The following is a 15,207-nucleotide window of genomic DNA, read 5'->3' as shown; positions in this document are numbered from 1 at the left end:
CCCCAAGCGCGGGCCGGGAAAGGCGGGCCCGAAGGCACGGGCCCCGAGGGCCTGGCGCGGCCGGCTCCGGGCAGGGCCCGGCAAGTGCGGGACAGGGCCGCCTGCGTTGCTGTTGCTGTTGCGGGTAGGCGTTCGGGAACCGTAGGTCCGGTGGGCTCGTCATCTGCATCTGCGGGGAGCGACCGGCGGGCGGTGCCCCCTCGCCGCGACGGCCCCGCAGGCCCCGCCCTCGCCCCGCCCCCAGCACCTGGAGTGCCGTTGTACCGCAGAAGGATCCTTCAGTGCGCCGCCGTGACGACGGCGGCGGCCGCCCTGCCGTCATCGGTCCGGGCCGTGGCGGCGCCGGATGCCGTCACGGACTACGCGACCGCCCTGTGGGCTCCGGCATCTCCCGCCAACTACACCGTCCCCTCCCGTTCTTCGGAGCGCCGGGTCGACCGCGTCGTCATCCATGTCGCACAGCAGTTGTTCACCCCGACCGCGGGCATCTTCCGCGATCCGGCCAAGCAGGTGTCGGCCCATTACGTGGTGCGCTCGGGCGACGGTTACGTGGCCCAGTGCGTGCGCGAGCGGGACATCGCCTGGCATGCGGGCAACTGGAACTGGAACACCCGGAGCGTCGGCATCGAGCACGAGGGGTGGGTGGACCGGCCGGAGTTCTTCACGGACGTCATGTACCTGCGCTCGGCGGAGCTCACGGCCGACATCTGCGAACGCCACGGCATCCCCAAGGACCGCCAACACATCGTGGGCCACCACGAGGTACCGGGCAGCGACCACACCGACCCCGGTGTCCACTGGGACTGGGACCGCTACCTCCGGCTCGTCAACCGCGTCTGAAACCGCGACGAACGGCATCTGAAACGGCATGGACTGCACCCGCAGGGGGAGCATGCCGCATCAGGTGCATGGCCTGTGCGGATGATGCGGAGTCCTGTTGCGACACGCCGTGTGCCGACGCTGACCGTCGTATGCGCCGCTGCGCTGAGTACCGGGTGCACCCCGAGGGCGTCGGAGGCAAGGGCTCCCACGACTTCGGCCGCGGGCTGGGCACGATCACCACGCGGATCGGGGACGTCGCGGAGTTCGAGCAGGTTCTCACCGCGGAGCGGATCTACGTCCGCGCAGGACGCCACCGAGTCGGACACCACGCTGCCGGGCCCGACCGTCCGGCTCGCGGGGCCCGCGCGGAAGTCCCCTCGTCAGGCGCTCGCCCCGGACAGGTGCCGGTGGATGGGCACCACACCGCCGGTGAGCGGCAGGCCCGTGCCGCCGTGCCGGGCCGCGACGATCTCTGCCGCGATGGACAGGGCGGTCTCCTCCGGCGTACGGGCTCCGAGGTCGAGGCCGATGGGCGAACGCAGCCGGTTCAGTTCGCGCTCGTTCAGGCCCGCCTCGCGCAGCCGCCGTGTCCGTTCCTCGTGGGTGCGGCGTGAGCCCATCGCGCCGACGAACGCGATGGGCATCCGCAGTGCCTCCGTGAGGAGCGGTACGTCGAACCGGGCCTCGTGCGTCAGCACGCACAGCACCGTGCGCGCGTCGGTGGGGGTGCGCCGCAGATAGCGGTGCGGCCAGTCGACGACGACTTCGTCGGCCTCGGGGAACCGGGCCGGGGTGGCGAAGACGGGCCGGGCGTCGCACACCGTCACGTGGTGGCCGAGGAACTTGCCCACCCGCACCAGCGCCGCGGCGAAGTCGACCGCACCGAAGACGATCATGCGGGGCGGTGGAACCCTGGTCTCGACGAGCAGGGTGAGCCCGCCGGGGCAGTGCGACCCGTCCTCGGAGAGTTCGACTGTGCCGGTGCGACCGGCGTCCAACAGGGCCCGGGCCTCGGCCGCCGCCGTACGGTCCAGCGCCGGGTGGCCGCCGAGTCCGCCCTCGTGGGTGCCGTCGGCGCGGACGAGCAGGGAGCGCCCCAGAAGCCCGTCGGGGCCGCTGACCACCCGGGCGAGTGCCCCGGCCGCCCCGGAGGCCGCCACGGCGAGGGCGGCCCGCAGCACCGCCCGGTCCGGCGAGTCGGCGCGGACCGGGGTGACCATCACGTCGATGACCCCGCCGCAGGTCAGCCCGACCGCGAAGGCATCCTCGTCGCTGTAGCCGAACCGTTCGCGCACGGCTTCGCCGTCCTGGAGGGCCCCCGCGCACAGTTCGTACACCGCGCCCTCCACACAGCCTCCGGAGACCGATCCGATCACCGTGCCCGCGCTGTCCACGGCGAGGGCGGCACCGGGTCCGCGCGGCGCGCTGCCGCCGGTGGAGACGACGGTGCCGACGGCGAACTCCCGGCCCTCCGCCATCCACCGGTGCAGCTCGCCGGCGATGTCAAGCATCCGCCGCTCCCCCGTCCGCCGGGGTCCGCATCGACGCCTCCAGGACCCGGTCGGGACGGATCGGCAGGTGCCGGTGGCGTACACCGGTGGCGTGCCAGACCGCGTTGGCGACGGCCGCCGCCGCGCCCACGATGCCGACCTCGCCGATGCCCTTGATGCCGACCGGGTCGTCCGGGTCGTGGTCGTCCACCCAGTCCGCCTCGATGTCCGGGACGTCGGCGTGGGTTGCCACGTGGTATCCGGCGAGGTCGGGTGCGTAGTGGCCGCCGGTGTTCCGGTCGCGGACCGCCTCTTCGTGCAGGGCCATGGAGATGCCCCAGGTCATGCCGCCGACGAGCTGGTTGCGGGCGGTGAGCGGGTTCACGATCCGGCCCGCCGCGAAGATGCCCAGCATCCGGCGCACCCGGACCTCGCCGGTGCTGACGTCCACGGCGACCTCGGCGAACTGGGCTCCGTAGGAGTGCCGTTCCTTCTGGGCGAGGGCGCCGATGGCCTCCGTGGTGTCGGACTGCACGGTGATCCCCTCCGGGGGGATGCTCGTCCCCGGCGCGAGCCGCGTCCGCAGTTCGGCTGCCGCGGCCGTGACCGCCCAGGCCCAGGAGCGGGTGCCCATGGAGCCGCCGGCGATCATGGCATGGCCGAAGTCGCTGTCACCGATCCGGACCCGGACGCGTTCGGGTGCGGTCTCCAGGGCGTCGGCGGCGACCAGGGTGAGGGCGGTGCGGGCGCCGGTGCCGATGTCGGCGGCGGCGATCCGGACGGTGAAGGAACCGTCCGCCTCCGCCGTCAGCAGGGCCGTGGAAGGGGCGGCCCCGGCTCCGTACGAACCCGCCGCCGTGCCGGTGCCCAGCAGCCAGCGCCCGTCGCGCCGCGTGCCGGGACGGGGGTCGCGGTCCGCCCAGCCGAACCTGCGGGCGCCCTCGCGGAAGCAGGCCGTCAGGTTGCGGCTGCTGAACGGGAGCCCGGAGACGGGGCCGACCTCCGGCTCGTTGCGCAGTCGCAGTTCGACCGGGTCGACGCCGCAGCGTTCGGCGAGCTCGTCGAGGGCCGTCTCGATCGCGAACGACCCCGGGGCCTCCCCCGGCGCGCGCATCCAGGTCGGGGTCGGTACGTCGAGCCGTACGACGTGGTTGGCGGTGCGGTGCGCGTCGGCGTCGTACAGCACGCGGGCGACGGCGGCGCCGGGTTCGACGAACTCGTACACGGTCGACGTCTGGTTCAGCGAACGGTGTTCCAGAGCGCGCAGTCGGCCGTCGGGGTCGGCGCCGAGCCTGATCCGCTGGGTGGTGGGGCTGCGGTATCCGGCCAGCGAGAACAACTGACGCCGAGTCAGCACCACGCGTACCGGGCGGCGCAGTGCGGTGGCGGCCATCACGGCGGACACCTGGTGGGCGCGCAGGCCCTTGCTGCCGAAGCCGCCGCCGATGTGCTCGGAACGTACCCGTACGGAGGCGGGGTCGAGCGAGAACATCGTGGCCAGTTCGCTCCGGACCCAGCTGACGCCCTGGTTGGAGTCGACGACCTCCAGCGTTCCCCCGTCCCACAGGGCGGTCGCCGCGTGCGGCTCCATCATGCTGTGCTGCTCTTCGGGGGTGGTGTACTCCGCTTCCACGACGACGGCGGACGCGGCGAGTTGTGTCTCCAGGTCCCCCTTGTCGGTCTCCGCGGGCATGTGGCCGCTCGCGGCGTAGGCGTCGGGGTGGTCGGCGACGAGTGCGGTGTCGTGCGGCTCCTCCTCGTATGTCACGACGAGCGCTTCGGCGGCCTCCCTGGCCTCCTCGGGCGTCTCGGCGACGACGAGCGCCACCGGCCAGCCCGCGTGGGGCACCCCGTCGTCCTGGAAGACGGCGGCGGTCGGGTCCGGTGGAACGCCGAGCAGGCCGACGTAGTCGGTTTTCAGCCGCGGGGCGTTGCCGTGGTGCAGGACCGTGAGCACGCCCGGCATGTCGAGCACCGGGGCGGTCTCGACGTCCCTGATCCGGCCGCGGGTGATCGTGGACAGCACCAGCCAGCCGTGGGCCAGCCCGGCGAAGGGGATCTCGCCCGCGTAGCGCGCCGCGCCGGTGACCTTGGCGCGGCCCTCCACCCGGGTGTGGGCGACACCGACGGCCCCGCGGACCGCCGCCGACGCGGCTGTGGTGGTCGTCATCGGGCGTCCCCCTCGGCGAGTTCGGTCAGGACGGAGACCACGAGGTTACGCATGAGGGCCACCTTGTATCCGTTGCGGGGCAGCGGCCGTGCGGCCGCGAGTTCGGCGTCGGCGGCGGCGGCGAAGGTCGCGCCGTCGGCCGGTGCGCCGGTCAGGACGGCTTCGGCGGCGCGTGCACGCCAGGGGCGGGAGGCGACGGCCCCGAGGGCCAGGCGTGCTTCGCGTACGCGGCCGTCCTCGATGGTGAGCGCGGCGGCGACGGAGCCGATCGCAAAGGCGTACGAGGCGCGTTCGCGTACTTTGCGGTAGCGGGAACGGGCGGCGACGCGCCCTGCCGGAAGGGTGACGTGGGTGATCAGCGCACCGGGCGGCAGGGCCGTTTCGCGGTGCGGGGTGTCGCCGACGGGGAGGTAGAGATCGGTGATCGGCACCTCGCCGGGTCCGTCGAGGGTCTCGTAGGCGACGACGGCGTCGAAGGCCGTCAGGGCGACGCCCATGTCGGAGGGGTGCACGGCCACGCAGTGATCGGAGGCGCCGAGCACCGCGTGATTGTGGTGCTCGCCGCCGACGGCCGGGCAACCACTGCCCGGGACGCGCTTGTTGCAGGGCTTGCTGACGTCGGAGAAGTAGCCGCAGCGGGTGCGCTGGAGCAGGTTGCCGCCGACGGTCGCCATGTTGCGCAGCTGCCCGGACGCCCCGGCCAGCACCGCCTGGGTCAACGCCGGGTAGCGGCGGCGGATTTCAGGGTCGGCGGCGAGGTCGCTGTTGGTGACGGTCGCGCCGATGCGCAGGCCGCCGTCCGTGGTGTGCTCGATGCGGTCCAGCGGGAGTTCGCGCACGTCGACGAGGCGGGCTGGGCGTTCGACGCCCGTCTTCATCAGGTCGACGAGGTTGGTGCCGCCACCGAGGAACCGCGCGTCGGGGTCGGCGGCGAGGAGGGCGACCGCGCCGGTGACGTCGTGGGCGCGCCGGTAGCCGAACTGCCTCATGCGGCGGCCTCCTTCGCGGCTGCCGTACGACTGTCCGCGTGGGCCTCGGCGGCCCGGGCGACGGCCTGGACGATCGAGACGTAGGCGCCGCAGCGGCACAGATTGCCGCTCATCCGCTCACGGATCTCCTCCGGCGTCAGCGGTGGCGGGCCCGCCTCGGGACCCACGTCGTCCGTGACGGCGCTCGGCCAGCCCGCCGCGTGCTCCTCGATGAGGGCGACGGCGGAGCAGATCTGTCCGGGCGTGCAGTAGCCGCACTGGTAGCCGTCGAGATCGAGGAACGCCTGCTGGACGGGGTGCAGTTCGTCGCCGTCGGCCACACCTTCGATGGTGGTGATCTCACGCCCCTCGGCGGCGACCGCCAGGTTGAGGCAGGAGACGACGCGCCGCTGGTCGACCAGGACGGTGCACGCGCCGCACTGTCCTTGGTCGCAGCCCTTCTTGGTGCCGGTGAGATCGAGGCGCTCGCGCAGGGCGTCGAGCAGGGTGGTGCGGTGGTCGACGGACAGGTGGTGCTTCTCACCATTGATGTTCAGGGTGATCGCACTGGATGTCGACGAGGGAGCTGGGGCCATGATCAGCCTTCTCTGGTGTCTGGTGACAAGAAAACCGGGCTGCCGGCAGCGGGCCGGGGCGGTGACTGCCGACCGCGGTCGGCGCTAAGGTAGTCCTAACCGGACTGTTGTCCACTCCCGGAAAACTTAACGGACAGCTGTCCGGTTAACAAGGACGGGTTTCGGCCATGAACCCGCGAGGAGGACGTGTGCCCCAGTCGAAGAAGGACACTCCCCTGCGCAAGGACGCCCCCCTGCGTTCGGACGCCCAGCGCAACCGCGAACGCATCCTGCAAGTGGCCATGGTGGAACTGACGCGGTGCGCGGACGCCCCGCTCAGCACGATCGCCAAGAAGGCGGGCGTGGGACAGGGCACGTTCTACCGCAACTTCCCCCATCGGGAGGCGCTCGTCCTGGAGGTCTACCGCTACGAGATGCAGCAGGTGGCGGACGCGGCGACCGCGTTGCTCGACACCCGCGCGCCGGAAGCGGCCCTGCGCGAGTGGATGGACCGCCTCGCCCGGTTCGCCATGACCAAGGCCGGCCTGGCGGACGCCATCCGGCTGGTCACCAGCGCGCCGGGCGGCCCCGCCAGACCCGGCCCCACCCCGGTGCTGGACGCCGCGGGCAGGCTGCTCCGTGCCAACGAGGAGGCGGGCACCATCCGTTCCGGGGTGACCCCGGACGACTTCTTTCTCGCCATCGCCGGTCTGTGGCAGATCGACCCGCGGGAGGACTGGCAGCCGCGGGCCACCCGGCTGCTGGACTTCGTGATGGACGGACTGCGCGCGCGGGCCTCCGGGCGGTGACCGGCCCGGGCCTGGCTCCGGGGGCCTGGCTCCGGGGCCGGGCCCGGTCCGGTGCGGCGGACTGCTTGGCGGCCCGCCACGGAACGAACGGCTGCCACGAGCAGATGACCGGAACGCTGGTCCAGGCCAAGCCGCTTCGGTCCCACTATCCTCATCCGTGGCCAGCGACCGACCACCCCCACCAAGGTTGCGTGCTGGCTCGGGCCCCCACTCCCCCTGAGCCCCGTCCGTGGCGGTCGTGGTCGACGTCATGCGCGCCTTCACGGTGGCCGCCTGGGCCTTCGGCCTGGGGGCGGAGAAGATCGTCCTCGCCGGATCGCTGGACGAAGCCCTGGCACTCAAGTCCCGCCACTCCGGCTGGGTGGCCATCAAGGACGGCCCGCCCGCGCCCGGGTTCGACACGGTCAACTCCCCGGGCATGCTGCGGTCCATGGACCTCGGCGGGCGGACCGTGGTGCAGAAGACCACGGCGGGGACGGTCGGCGCTCTCGCGGTCAAAGACGCGCCCCTGGTGCTGTGTTCCGCCTTCGTGGTGGCGGAGTCGACGGCTCGGCTCCTGGGCACGCACGGGCGTGAGGGTGTCACGTTCGTGGTCACCGGCGAGGACGGGCGGGCCGATGAGGATCTGGCGTGTGCCCAGTACATCGCCCGAAGGGTGACCGACGGCATGACGGACGCGGCCCCGTTCCTCCGCCGGGCCGCCGCGTCACGTGCCGCCGCCCAACTGACCGAGCGGGTGCGTCAAGGAGTCCATCCCGATGACGTCGCCCTCTGTCTTGAGGTCGACCGGTTTCCCTTCGCCATGGTGGCGGCCCTGGAGGGTCCGCTCATGGTTCTGCGTCCGCGAACGTCGTCCTCTCCGACCACCGCCTGAGGTACGCGTCCAGTTCGGCCGCCCCCGCCAGCATCGCGCGCCCCCGGGCGGACAGCCTGCCGTGCCAGTCGTGCAGGGCGGACTCCAGCGGGTCCAGCCCGCCGGCCGCCCGAACGTGGGCGATCAGGGGGGCGATCTGCTCCAGGAGGTAGCCGCCCCGCCGGAGTTGGTGGGTGAGCCGGGCGTCCCGGACGTCGGCCTCGTCGTACACCCGGTATCCGGTCCCCGGATCTCGGCGCGGGCGCACCAGGCCCGCGCGCTCCCACGTGCGGAGCGTGGCGGGCCGGAGCCCGAGCTGTGCGGCCAGCGGCCCGATGTACGTCGTGCCGGGGGCGGACACGTCGTGGTGCGCGGGGGACGTTTCCGGTTCCAGGGCGCGCAGGGCGCTCTCGACGGCCCGCAGGGTCCCACGGTCCTCGCGGAGTTGGACGTGGCTCTCGTCGATGAGCCGGAACGCCTCGTCCTCCTCGCCCCGGTTCACCGCCTGCATGACCGACGCGGCGGTGCGGTGACCGTGGCCGGGGGCCAGGGCGAGGAAGGCTCGCAGGGCCGCTGAGTGGCGCGGTGTATAGGCGCGGTAGCCGTGAGGGGTGCGGGCGGCGGGCGGAAGGATGCCCGCCGCTTCGTAGTTCCGGACAGCCTGCGTGGACAGACCGTGCCCGCGCGCCAGATCGATCGGCCTCAGCTGCCTACTCATTTGAGACTTTCCCTCATCCGCCTGCCAGAATTGCGGAAAAGTTTACACCGAAGCTTCAACGATACCGTTCAGTGTATGACTTCGGACATCAAAGACACCGTCCATGCTCTCGACGCGACCGCCGTCATGAGGCTGTTCCCGGCCCGGCCGCGGCTGCTCGCCCTGGGGGAGCCCACCCACGGCGTGGAGACCCCGCTCCGTCTGCGTAACGAGCTCTTCCGGCAGCTGGTGGAGCAGGAGGGCTACCGGACGATAGCGATCGAGAGCGACTGCCTGATGGCACTGCTCGTGGACGAGTACGTCGCGTTCGGCACGGGCACACTCGACGCGGCCATGGAACACGGCTTCAGCCACGGGTGGGGCGCGTCCGCGGCCAACCGCGAACTCGTCGGCTGGATGCGCACGTTCAACGACGGACGCCCCCTCGCCGACCGGGTCCGCTTCGCCGGTTTCGACGGTCCGGTGGAGATCACTCACGCCGCGAGCCCCCGGCAGGCCCTCACCGCGCTCCACAAGTACCTCGCGGCCCAGGTGGAAACGGACATGCTGCCCTGCTCCGCCGAGACGCTCGACGGTCTGCTCGGTCCCGATGACCGGTGGACGGACGCCGCCGCGATGACGGACCCGGCGTGCTCCGTGGGGCGGTCGGACGGGGCCCTTCACCTGCGTCTCCTCGCCGATGACCTCGTGGCGTTGCTCGACGCGCAGACACCGCACCTGATCACGGCGACGTCCCGGGAGGAGAGGGACCGGGCGTCGCTGTACGGTCGCACCGCGCTGGGCCTGCTGCGGTACCACTACTGGATGGCCGACGCCTCGCCGAGCCGCATGGCGCGCATGATGGGCCTGCGGGACCGGATGATGGCCGAGAACCTTCTCGCCGTCGTCGAGCGGGGCCCCGCCCTGGCCCATGGCCACAACGGGCATCTCCAGCGCGAGCGGAGCAGCACCCTGATGGGCGGGCTGCCATTGGAGTGGTGGAGCGCCGGCGCCCTGGTCAGCACCCGTCCGGGTGAGCGCTACGGGTTCCTCGCCACCGCGCTCGGCACCCTGCGCCACCAGGGCGTGGACACCCCGCCGCCGGACACCGTCGAAGGACTGCTCTACGAGCTCCCCGAGGAACGCTTCCTCCTCGACGCCCCCCGGCTGGCCGGCGCTCTCGCCGACGCGCGCCCCGCCCGGCGCGTGTCCCCCTACTTCGGCTACTCCCCCCTGGACCCCGGGCACCTGTCCGGGATCGACGGTCTCGTCTTCATCAAGGACATTCCGGAGGACGAAGAGGCGTCCGGAACGTCGCGGGGATGAAACTCCCCCGGCCGGGAATATCGGAGGCGGACCGCTGTTGATCACACCATGGCTACTGTGACGCATGAGGCATTCGGACGGGTCGGCATCTGGAGCAGCGCCCTGCATGGTTCGCGGGTGGACGACCCGGGCAGGAAGGCGATCGCCGAAGCGGTGGCCGAGCTGGAGGAGTTGGGCTACGGCACGGTGTGGATCGGGGGCAGCCCTTCGCCCGACGACGCGGCGGACCTCGTCGCCGCCACCCGTACGCTCACCGTGGCCACCGGCATCCTGAGCATCTGGGGCCACGCCGCCGAGGACGTGGCCGCGCGGATCGCGGCGATCGACGCGAGCGCGCGCGGGCGGTTCGTCCTCGGTCTGGGCGTCAGCCACGGACCGTTGGTGCCGCAGTACGCGAAGCCGTACAGCGCGATGGTGGCCTATCTCGACGCGCTGGACGCCGGCGCTCCACCCGTGGAGCCCGGCCGCAGGGTGCTGGCGGCGCTCGGCCCGAAGATGCTGAAGCTCGCGGCCGGACGGGCTCTGGGCGCCCACCCCTATCTCGTCACCAGCGAGCACACGGCGGAGGCCCGCGAGGCCCTCGGGCCTCAGGCGCTGCTCGCTCCGGAGCTGTCGGTGGTGCTCGACACCGACCTCGACCGGGCCCGCACGACCGCCCGGAACATGCTGGGGATGTACCTGCAACTGCCCAACTACACCGCCAACCTGCTGCGCCTGGGGTTCTCGGAGAACGACTTCGAGGGCGGCGGCAGTCTCCGGCTTCTGGACGCCCTGTTCGCCATCGGCGACGCCGACCGCGTCAAGGCCCGGACCCAGGAGTACTTCGACGCGGGCGCCGACCATGTCGCCCTTCAGGTGCTCACCGCCGACGACGACGGCCCGGGTCTGCCCCGGGCCGCATGGCGTGAGCTGGCGGCGGCGTTCGGCGACGACCTGTAGTTCAGTTGAAGTGGCCGGTCAGCGGGTGCAGTTGCTGATCGAGGACGTCGTACCCGCCCTCCACGCGGATGAGTTGACCGGCCACAGCACCGAAGTCGTCGTCGGCGACCAGTGCGACGGTCCGTGCCGCGTCCTCGGGCTCGACGAGCCGGGTGAGAACGGAACGGTCCGTCAGATACTTCTGGAGGCCCTCGCTGAATCCCTGGCCGGAGGACTCGGTGCGGACCGCGCCGAACGCGATGGTGTTCACCGTGACGCCGTACTGCGCGCCGACCCCCGCGACATGGCGGCTGAAGGTGTTGAGGGCCGCCTTCGCCGTGGAATGGGCCACGGCCATGCCGATGTAGTCGGCGGCGGTGCTCGATATGAAGATGATGCGGCCCGCCCGCTGCTCGCGCATCACGGCCAGGGCACGCTGGCTGAGGAAGAAGACCCCGGACAGCTCGCCGTTGACCTTGTCCGCGAAGGCTTCCCAGGAGAGCTCGGTCAGCGGCGCGAATGAGGGGTTGACGGTGTTGGCGTTGCAGACGAGCACGTCGATGTGTCCGTGCTCGCCGCGCACTTCCTCGATGAGAGCGGCGACCTCGTCCGCGTCGCAGACGTCGGCCCGCACCGCCCGGGCCGAGCCGCCCTGCTTCTCGATCGCCTCGACGACGGATGCCGCGGCGTCCGCGTTGCTGCGGTAGTTGACCACCACGTGATATCCGCGCCGACCGAATTCCCGTGCGGTCGCCGCACCGATTCCACGGCCGGCTCCGCTGATCAACGCGACACGCTCATGCTGTTTCACGATGCTCTCCTCAGGGATTCGACTGAAACGGTTCTCACCGTATCGCCGGGGATATACACCGTGTCACTGCGGGACGACCACAGGTTCCGGAATTTCAGCCCACCGTCACGGACGTCTCGAAGCGAATCACGTCACGGGCGAAATCCACCGCCTCGGCCGCCGCACCCGACGCGCCGAGAACGGAACCGCTCGCATAGAGACCGTCGATGATCAGCATGATCCGGTCACCCAGACGGTCGGGGTTGGCGGCCGAGGTCTGCCGGGCCAGGGCGCGGAGCTGCTCCCGTACGGTCTTGAAGTGTTCGACGGAGACCCGGTGGGCGGGATGGTCGGGGTGGGGAAATTCGGCGTGGGTGTTGCGCAGTGAACAACCACGGGTTCCGGGCGCCATCGCCTGCACCGCGCGGACCACTTCGACGAGCTGCTCCTCAGGCGTGCCCGACTTCTCCGCCGCGCTTTCCAGCGTCCTGTCCCAGTCCTGCGTACAGCGCTGGAGATATGCCACGACCAGCTTGTCCTTGCTGGCGAATTCCCGGTAGAGGAGCTGCTTGCCGTAGCCGAGCTCGTCGATGATCTGCTGCATTCCGACAGCGTGCACGCCGTAGCGGTCGAAGAGGTCGGCCGCGGCATCCAGGATGCGGTCGTGTGCGTCGGACGTGGGTTTGCGCGCCATGAGTTCACAGACTATCAGACCGATCGGTCCGAACGGGAGTTCCCCGACGGACCGATCGGTCCGCCTTGTGGGCGACGCCCGTTGACATCCCACTCCGGGCATGGCCATGCTGTGGCCGTCCGCGTTTCAGACCGATCGGTCCGCTCGTGGTGACCGGTCGGCTCCCCTGGAGGTTCCATGTCCGCCCCGCCCCCCTCGAACGCCTTGTTCACCTCGATGACCCCCAAGGCCTACGCGATGCTGAGCGTCCTGTGCGGCGCGTTATTCCTCGACGCCCTCGACGTCTCGATGAAGGGCGTGGCCCTCCCTGCCATCGGTTCCGCGCTCGACATGTCGACCAGTGCCCTGCAGTGGGTGATCACCGGATACGTGGTCGGATTCGGCGGCTTCCTCCTGCTCGGCGGGCGCGCCGCCGACCTCTTCGGGCGCCGCCGGATGCTGCTCGTCTCGCTCATGGTGTTCGTCGTCGGCTCCGCCGTCGGCGGCGCCGCCCCGAACGGGGATGTGCTGATCGCGGCGCGTTTCGTCACCGGTGTCGGCGCCGCGTTCAGTGCCCCGGCGGGCTTCTCGATCATCACCACGAGCTTCGCCGAGGGCCACATGCGCAACAAGGCCCTGTCGATCTTCACCGCGACCGGCGCCACGGGCATGGCCCTCGGCATGGTCATCGGCGGCCTCCTCACCGATCTGCACTGGCGCTGGGTGTTCTTCGCCCCGGCCGCGGTCGGTCTCATCGCGTTCCTCGCCGGTCTCTCCTTCATCCCGCGCTCGCCCCACCCCCAGGGCGGCGCGAAGGACTTCGACATCGCCGGAGCCGTCACCATCACCGCGACCATGCTGCTCGTGGTGTTCACCCTGGTCCAGGCGCCGGAGGTGGGCTGGACGTCGGCTCGCACCCTGGTGTCATTGCTGGTCGCGCTGGCGTTGCTCGTCCTCTTCACCACCATCCAGCGAAGGGTCCCCTCGCCGCTCGTGCGGCTGGACATTCTGCGCTCCCCCGCGCTGATTCGCGCCAACATCGGCGCCATGGCGCTGATCGGCGCCTGGATCGGTGTCCTGTTCACCATGACGCTGTACCTCCAGGACTTCCGCGGCTGGTCGGCGATGGAGGCCGGCTTCGCGGTGAGCCCCGTCGGACTGGTCGCCGCCGTGCTCTCGACCCGGATCGCCGCGCCGCTGGTCGGCCGCTTCGGGGTGGACCGGGTGATCCTCGCGGGGCTGACGTCGGCCGCCCTGGCGTACGCCCTGCTCCAGTTCCTCTCCGCCGACTCCAGCTACACCGCCCTGCTGCTGCCCTCCTTCCTCCTGATCGGCCTCGGATTCTCGCTGGCGTACGGGCCGCTGACCATGGCAGCGGCCGACAGCGTCTCGGTGCAGGACCAGGGCGTGGCCGGCGGCCTGGTGAACACCTCGTTCCAGATCGGGCCGGCGCTCGGTCTGAGCGTGGTGACCGCGGTCAACGCCGCGAATACCGGAGACACCCCGGACGCGTTCCTGCACGGCCTGCGTCTCTCACTGGTGGTGCCGCTGGTCTTCGCCCTGATCGGAGTGGTCACCATGCTGCCCGCGCTGCGCCGGCGCAAGCCGTCTCCAGCGGCGGCTCCCGTACCGCAGCAGGAGACCGCACACGGGTGAGCGCACGGCACGGCCCCCGGGACGCGCCTCGGGGGCCTACGGGATCAGGGCGGGGGCGGCGCACTCCGGCGGATCACCAGGGCCAGCGCCAGTCCTGGTTGTCGGGCACCACCCAGTAGTGGTCGAGCTCGACCCCGGCGAAGTACCAGCGGCCGCCCTGCCGGACATAGGTGTCGGTGAACTGGCCGATGCTCTGGTGGATCTCGCTCGCCCGGTCGAAACGGATCTTCTCCGCGAAGAACGACACGCCCTTCGCCTCGTCCGGGCCGAGAATCTCCACCTGGTGCCCCTGTATGAAGTTCTTGAACGAGATCTCGGAAGCACCGCGCTGGAATTCCAGGATCTTCTTCGGCAGCGCGCTGTAGAAGTCACGGACGCCCGCACCGCCGTGCGCCTGCCCGAAATCCCCGTAGTCAAGATGTGCGTCATCCGCGAACAGGCCGCCCAGGGCATCCCATTCGGCGTTGTTCAGACAGCGGTGGAACTCCGCCCGCAGCCTCTGCAGTTCATGAATGCTCTCCAGCTCCCGCACGCGCTCGGAGAGCTGTGCCACCGTACGGACGAGATCCGATTCGTTGCCCATGACGTTTCCTTTCACTCAGAACACCACCGTTCAGGGAGAACGACGATGAAAACCATGGTTGTTTCAGGCGGCACCTCCGGAATCGGGGAGGCCCTCGCCCACACCTATCTGAAGCGCGGGGACCGCGTCGCCGTCATCGGCCCCAACCCGGACAAGGGGAAGAGTTTCCTCGCCGCCGCGGCCGACCTGGGCGCCGAGGAGCGGGCCTTCTTCATCCGGGCGGACCTGAGTCTCGTCAGCGAGAACGAGCGTGTCGTCCAGGAGATCGAGGAGCGCTTTCCTGTCGTGGACGCGCTGGTGCTGTGCGCGCGGTTCTTCCGTTCGTACCGGCGTGTGACATCCGAAGGGTTCGAACACAACTTCGCGCTGTACTACCTGAGCCGCTTCCTGCTCGGGTACGGACTGGTCGGCCTCCTGGAGAAGGCGCCCTCGCCGGTCATCATGAACGTGGCGGGCCCGGGCGTCGACGCGGGCGGGATCCACTGGAACGACCTCGGTTTCGAGCACGGCTACGACGGCTGGGCGGCGATGTTCCAGGGCGGAAAGCTCAATGACCTCCTCGGCGCCTCGTTCGCCGCCGAACACCGCGGCTACCGCACCCGGTACGTCCTCAACTTCCCCGGCGGTACGGCGACCGGGTTCGCCGGCGAGTTCGATCCGGCCACCGCTGCCCGCATCCAGGAGATGCTGCGGTACGCGAATCCGGTGGAGGTGGGCATCGCGCCGATCGTCGCGGCCATCGACGCCCCGCCGGCCGAGCCCCTGAGCGCCTTCTTCGAGGGCCGACGGCTCAGCACACGACTCCCGTCCTTCGACCAGCAGGAGGCGCTGCGGCTCGACGCCCTCACCCGGGAACTGCTCGCACGCTGAGACCACC

15 protein-coding genes are annotated in these 15,207 nt (G+C 71.0%); 7 read left to right on the top strand and 8 right to left on the bottom strand.

The genetic code is table 11. The features are described from left to right. Positions 1–258: 258 nt before the first annotated feature. Entirely contained in the window at positions 259–840 is a 582-nt protein-coding gene (locus RI138_RS31300; RefSeq protein WP_311122626.1) for an N-acetylmuramoyl-L-alanine amidase, read from the top strand. 362 nt (positions 841–1,202) lie between these two features. Here the strand turns inward: RI138_RS31300 and RI138_RS31295 are convergent, their stop codons facing one another. From RI138_RS31295 to RI138_RS31280, 4 genes are read right to left on the bottom strand one after another with little or no spacing between them, the layout of a single operon-like run. Then, positions 1,203–2,333, bottom strand: coding sequence for an XdhC family protein (locus RI138_RS31295; RefSeq protein ID WP_311122625.1), 1,131 nt, complete (start codon positions 2,331–2,333; stop codon positions 1,203–1,205). After that, positions 2,326–4,482, bottom strand: a complete 2,157-nt coding sequence (locus RI138_RS31290) for a xanthine dehydrogenase family protein molybdopterin-binding subunit (protein ID WP_311122624.1) — start codon at positions 4,480–4,482, stop codon at positions 2,326–2,328. Before RI138_RS31290 ends, RI138_RS31295 begins: the two co-directional genes overlap by 8 nt. Beyond that, the gene (locus RI138_RS31285; RefSeq protein ID WP_311122623.1) at positions 4,479–5,471 is read right to left on the bottom strand and encodes an FAD binding domain-containing protein; all 993 of its coding nucleotides are present in this window, start codon (positions 5,469–5,471) and stop codon (positions 4,479–4,481) included. Before RI138_RS31285 ends, RI138_RS31290 begins: the two co-directional genes overlap by 4 nt. Beyond that, entirely contained in the window at positions 5,468–6,046 is a 579-nt protein-coding gene (locus tag RI138_RS31280; RefSeq protein ID WP_311122622.1) for a (2Fe-2S)-binding protein, read from the bottom strand. Before RI138_RS31280 ends, RI138_RS31285 begins: the two co-directional genes overlap by 4 nt. 188 nt (positions 6,047–6,234) lie before the next feature. On the opposite strand from RI138_RS31280, the gene RI138_RS31275 reads away from it, so the two are divergent. Beyond that, positions 6,235–6,834: a TetR/AcrR family transcriptional regulator gene (locus RI138_RS31275; protein ID WP_311122621.1), complete on the top strand. Its 600-nt coding sequence runs from the start codon at positions 6,235–6,237 to the stop codon at positions 6,832–6,834. 229 nt (positions 6,835–7,063) lie between these two features. Next, on the top strand, positions 7,064–7,708 hold the full coding sequence (locus RI138_RS31270) for a 2-phosphosulfolactate phosphatase (RefSeq protein ID WP_311122620.1): 645 nt from the start codon (positions 7,064–7,066) through the stop codon (positions 7,706–7,708). Here RI138_RS31270 and RI138_RS31265 read toward each other — a convergent pair. Continuing rightward, positions 7,662–8,405 (bottom strand): TioE family transcriptional regulator, encoded by a 744-nt coding sequence (locus tag RI138_RS31265; RefSeq protein ID WP_311122619.1) that lies wholly within the window; start codon positions 8,403–8,405, stop codon positions 7,662–7,664. The genes RI138_RS31270 and RI138_RS31265 overlap by 47 nt on opposite strands. 75 nt (positions 8,406–8,480) lie before the next feature. Here RI138_RS31265 and RI138_RS31260 point away from each other — a divergent pair, with 75 nt between their 5' ends. Both RI138_RS31260 and RI138_RS31255 read left to right on the top strand, forming a co-directional pair. Further along, complete coding sequence (locus RI138_RS31260; protein WP_311122618.1) at positions 8,481–9,710, top strand: erythromycin esterase family protein; 1,230 nt, start codon at positions 8,481–8,483, stop codon at positions 9,708–9,710. Between the two features lie 48 nt (positions 9,711–9,758). Beyond that, entirely contained in the window at positions 9,759–10,649 is an 891-nt protein-coding gene (locus RI138_RS31255; protein WP_311122617.1) for an LLM class F420-dependent oxidoreductase, read from the top strand. A gap of 1 nt (position 10,650) precedes the next feature. On the opposite strand, the gene RI138_RS31250 is transcribed toward RI138_RS31255, so the two are convergent. Together RI138_RS31250 and RI138_RS31245 are read right to left on the bottom strand one after the other, a co-directional pair. Next, entirely contained in the window at positions 10,651–11,439 is a 789-nt protein-coding gene (locus RI138_RS31250) for an SDR family oxidoreductase (RefSeq protein ID WP_096624058.1), read from the bottom strand. Between the two features lie 94 nt (positions 11,440–11,533). Continuing rightward, positions 11,534–12,112, bottom strand: coding sequence for a TetR/AcrR family transcriptional regulator (locus tag RI138_RS31245; protein ID WP_311122616.1), 579 nt, complete (start codon positions 12,110–12,112; stop codon positions 11,534–11,536). Positions 12,113–12,289: 177 nt separating this feature from the next. On the opposite strand from RI138_RS31245, the gene RI138_RS31240 reads away from it, so the two are divergent. Further along, positions 12,290–13,747 (top strand): MFS transporter, encoded by a 1,458-nt coding sequence (locus tag RI138_RS31240; RefSeq protein WP_311122615.1) that lies wholly within the window; start codon positions 12,290–12,292, stop codon positions 13,745–13,747. Between the two features lie 73 nt (positions 13,748–13,820). Here the strand turns inward: RI138_RS31240 and RI138_RS31235 are convergent, their stop codons facing one another. After that, positions 13,821–14,330 carry a nuclear transport factor 2 family protein gene (locus tag RI138_RS31235; protein WP_096624052.1) on the bottom strand — a complete coding sequence of 170 codons (510 nt, stop codon included), beginning with the start codon at positions 14,328–14,330 and terminating at the stop codon, positions 13,821–13,823. Between the two features lie 54 nt (positions 14,331–14,384). Here RI138_RS31235 and RI138_RS31230 point away from each other — a divergent pair, with 54 nt between their 5' ends. Then, positions 14,385–15,200 (top strand): SDR family NAD(P)-dependent oxidoreductase, encoded by an 816-nt coding sequence (locus RI138_RS31230; RefSeq protein WP_311122614.1) that lies wholly within the window; start codon positions 14,385–14,387, stop codon positions 15,198–15,200. Positions 15,201–15,207 lie beyond the last annotated feature (7 nt).

The organism is Streptomyces durocortorensis (assembly GCF_031760065.1).
GTDB lineage: Bacteria > Actinomycetota > Actinomycetes > Streptomycetales > Streptomycetaceae > Streptomyces.
Note: the sequence above shows the minus strand (reverse complement) of the source record. Positions and strands in the feature narration are given on the sequence as shown.

Bases quoted from the DNA above. Each gene is read 5' to 3' on its own strand.
- RI138_RS31295 (WP_311122625.1), bottom strand. From the start codon at position 2,333: ATGCTTGACATCGCCGGCGAGCTGCACCGGTGGATGGCGGAGGGCCGG.
- RI138_RS31290 (WP_311122624.1), bottom strand. From the start codon at position 4,482: ATGACGACCACCACAGCCGCGTCGGCGGCGGTCCGCGGGGCCGTCGGT.
- RI138_RS31285 (WP_311122623.1), bottom strand. From the start codon at position 5,471: ATGAGGCAGTTCGGCTACCGGCGCGCCCACGACGTCACCGGCGCGGTC.
- RI138_RS31280 (WP_311122622.1), bottom strand. From the start codon at position 6,046: ATGGCCCCAGCTCCCTCGTCGACATCCAGTGCGATCACCCTGAACATC.
- RI138_RS31265 (WP_311122619.1), bottom strand. From the start codon at position 8,405: ATGAGTAGGCAGCTGAGGCCGATCGATCTGGCGCGCGGGCACGGTCTG.
- RI138_RS31260 (WP_311122618.1), top strand. From the start codon at position 8,481: ATGACTTCGGACATCAAAGACACCGTCCATGCTCTCGACGCGACCGCC.
- RI138_RS31255 (WP_311122617.1), top strand. From the start codon at position 9,759: ATGGCTACTGTGACGCATGAGGCATTCGGACGGGTCGGCATCTGGAGC.
- RI138_RS31245 (WP_311122616.1), bottom strand. From the start codon at position 12,112: ATGGCGCGCAAACCCACGTCCGACGCACACGACCGCATCCTGGATGCC.
- RI138_RS31240 (WP_311122615.1), top strand. From the start codon at position 12,290: ATGTCCGCCCCGCCCCCCTCGAACGCCTTGTTCACCTCGATGACCCCC.
- RI138_RS31235 (WP_096624052.1), bottom strand. From the start codon at position 14,330: ATGGGCAACGAATCGGATCTCGTCCGTACGGTGGCACAGCTCTCCGAG.
- RI138_RS31230 (WP_311122614.1), top strand. From the start codon at position 14,385: ATGGTTGTTTCAGGCGGCACCTCCGGAATCGGGGAGGCCCTCGCCCAC.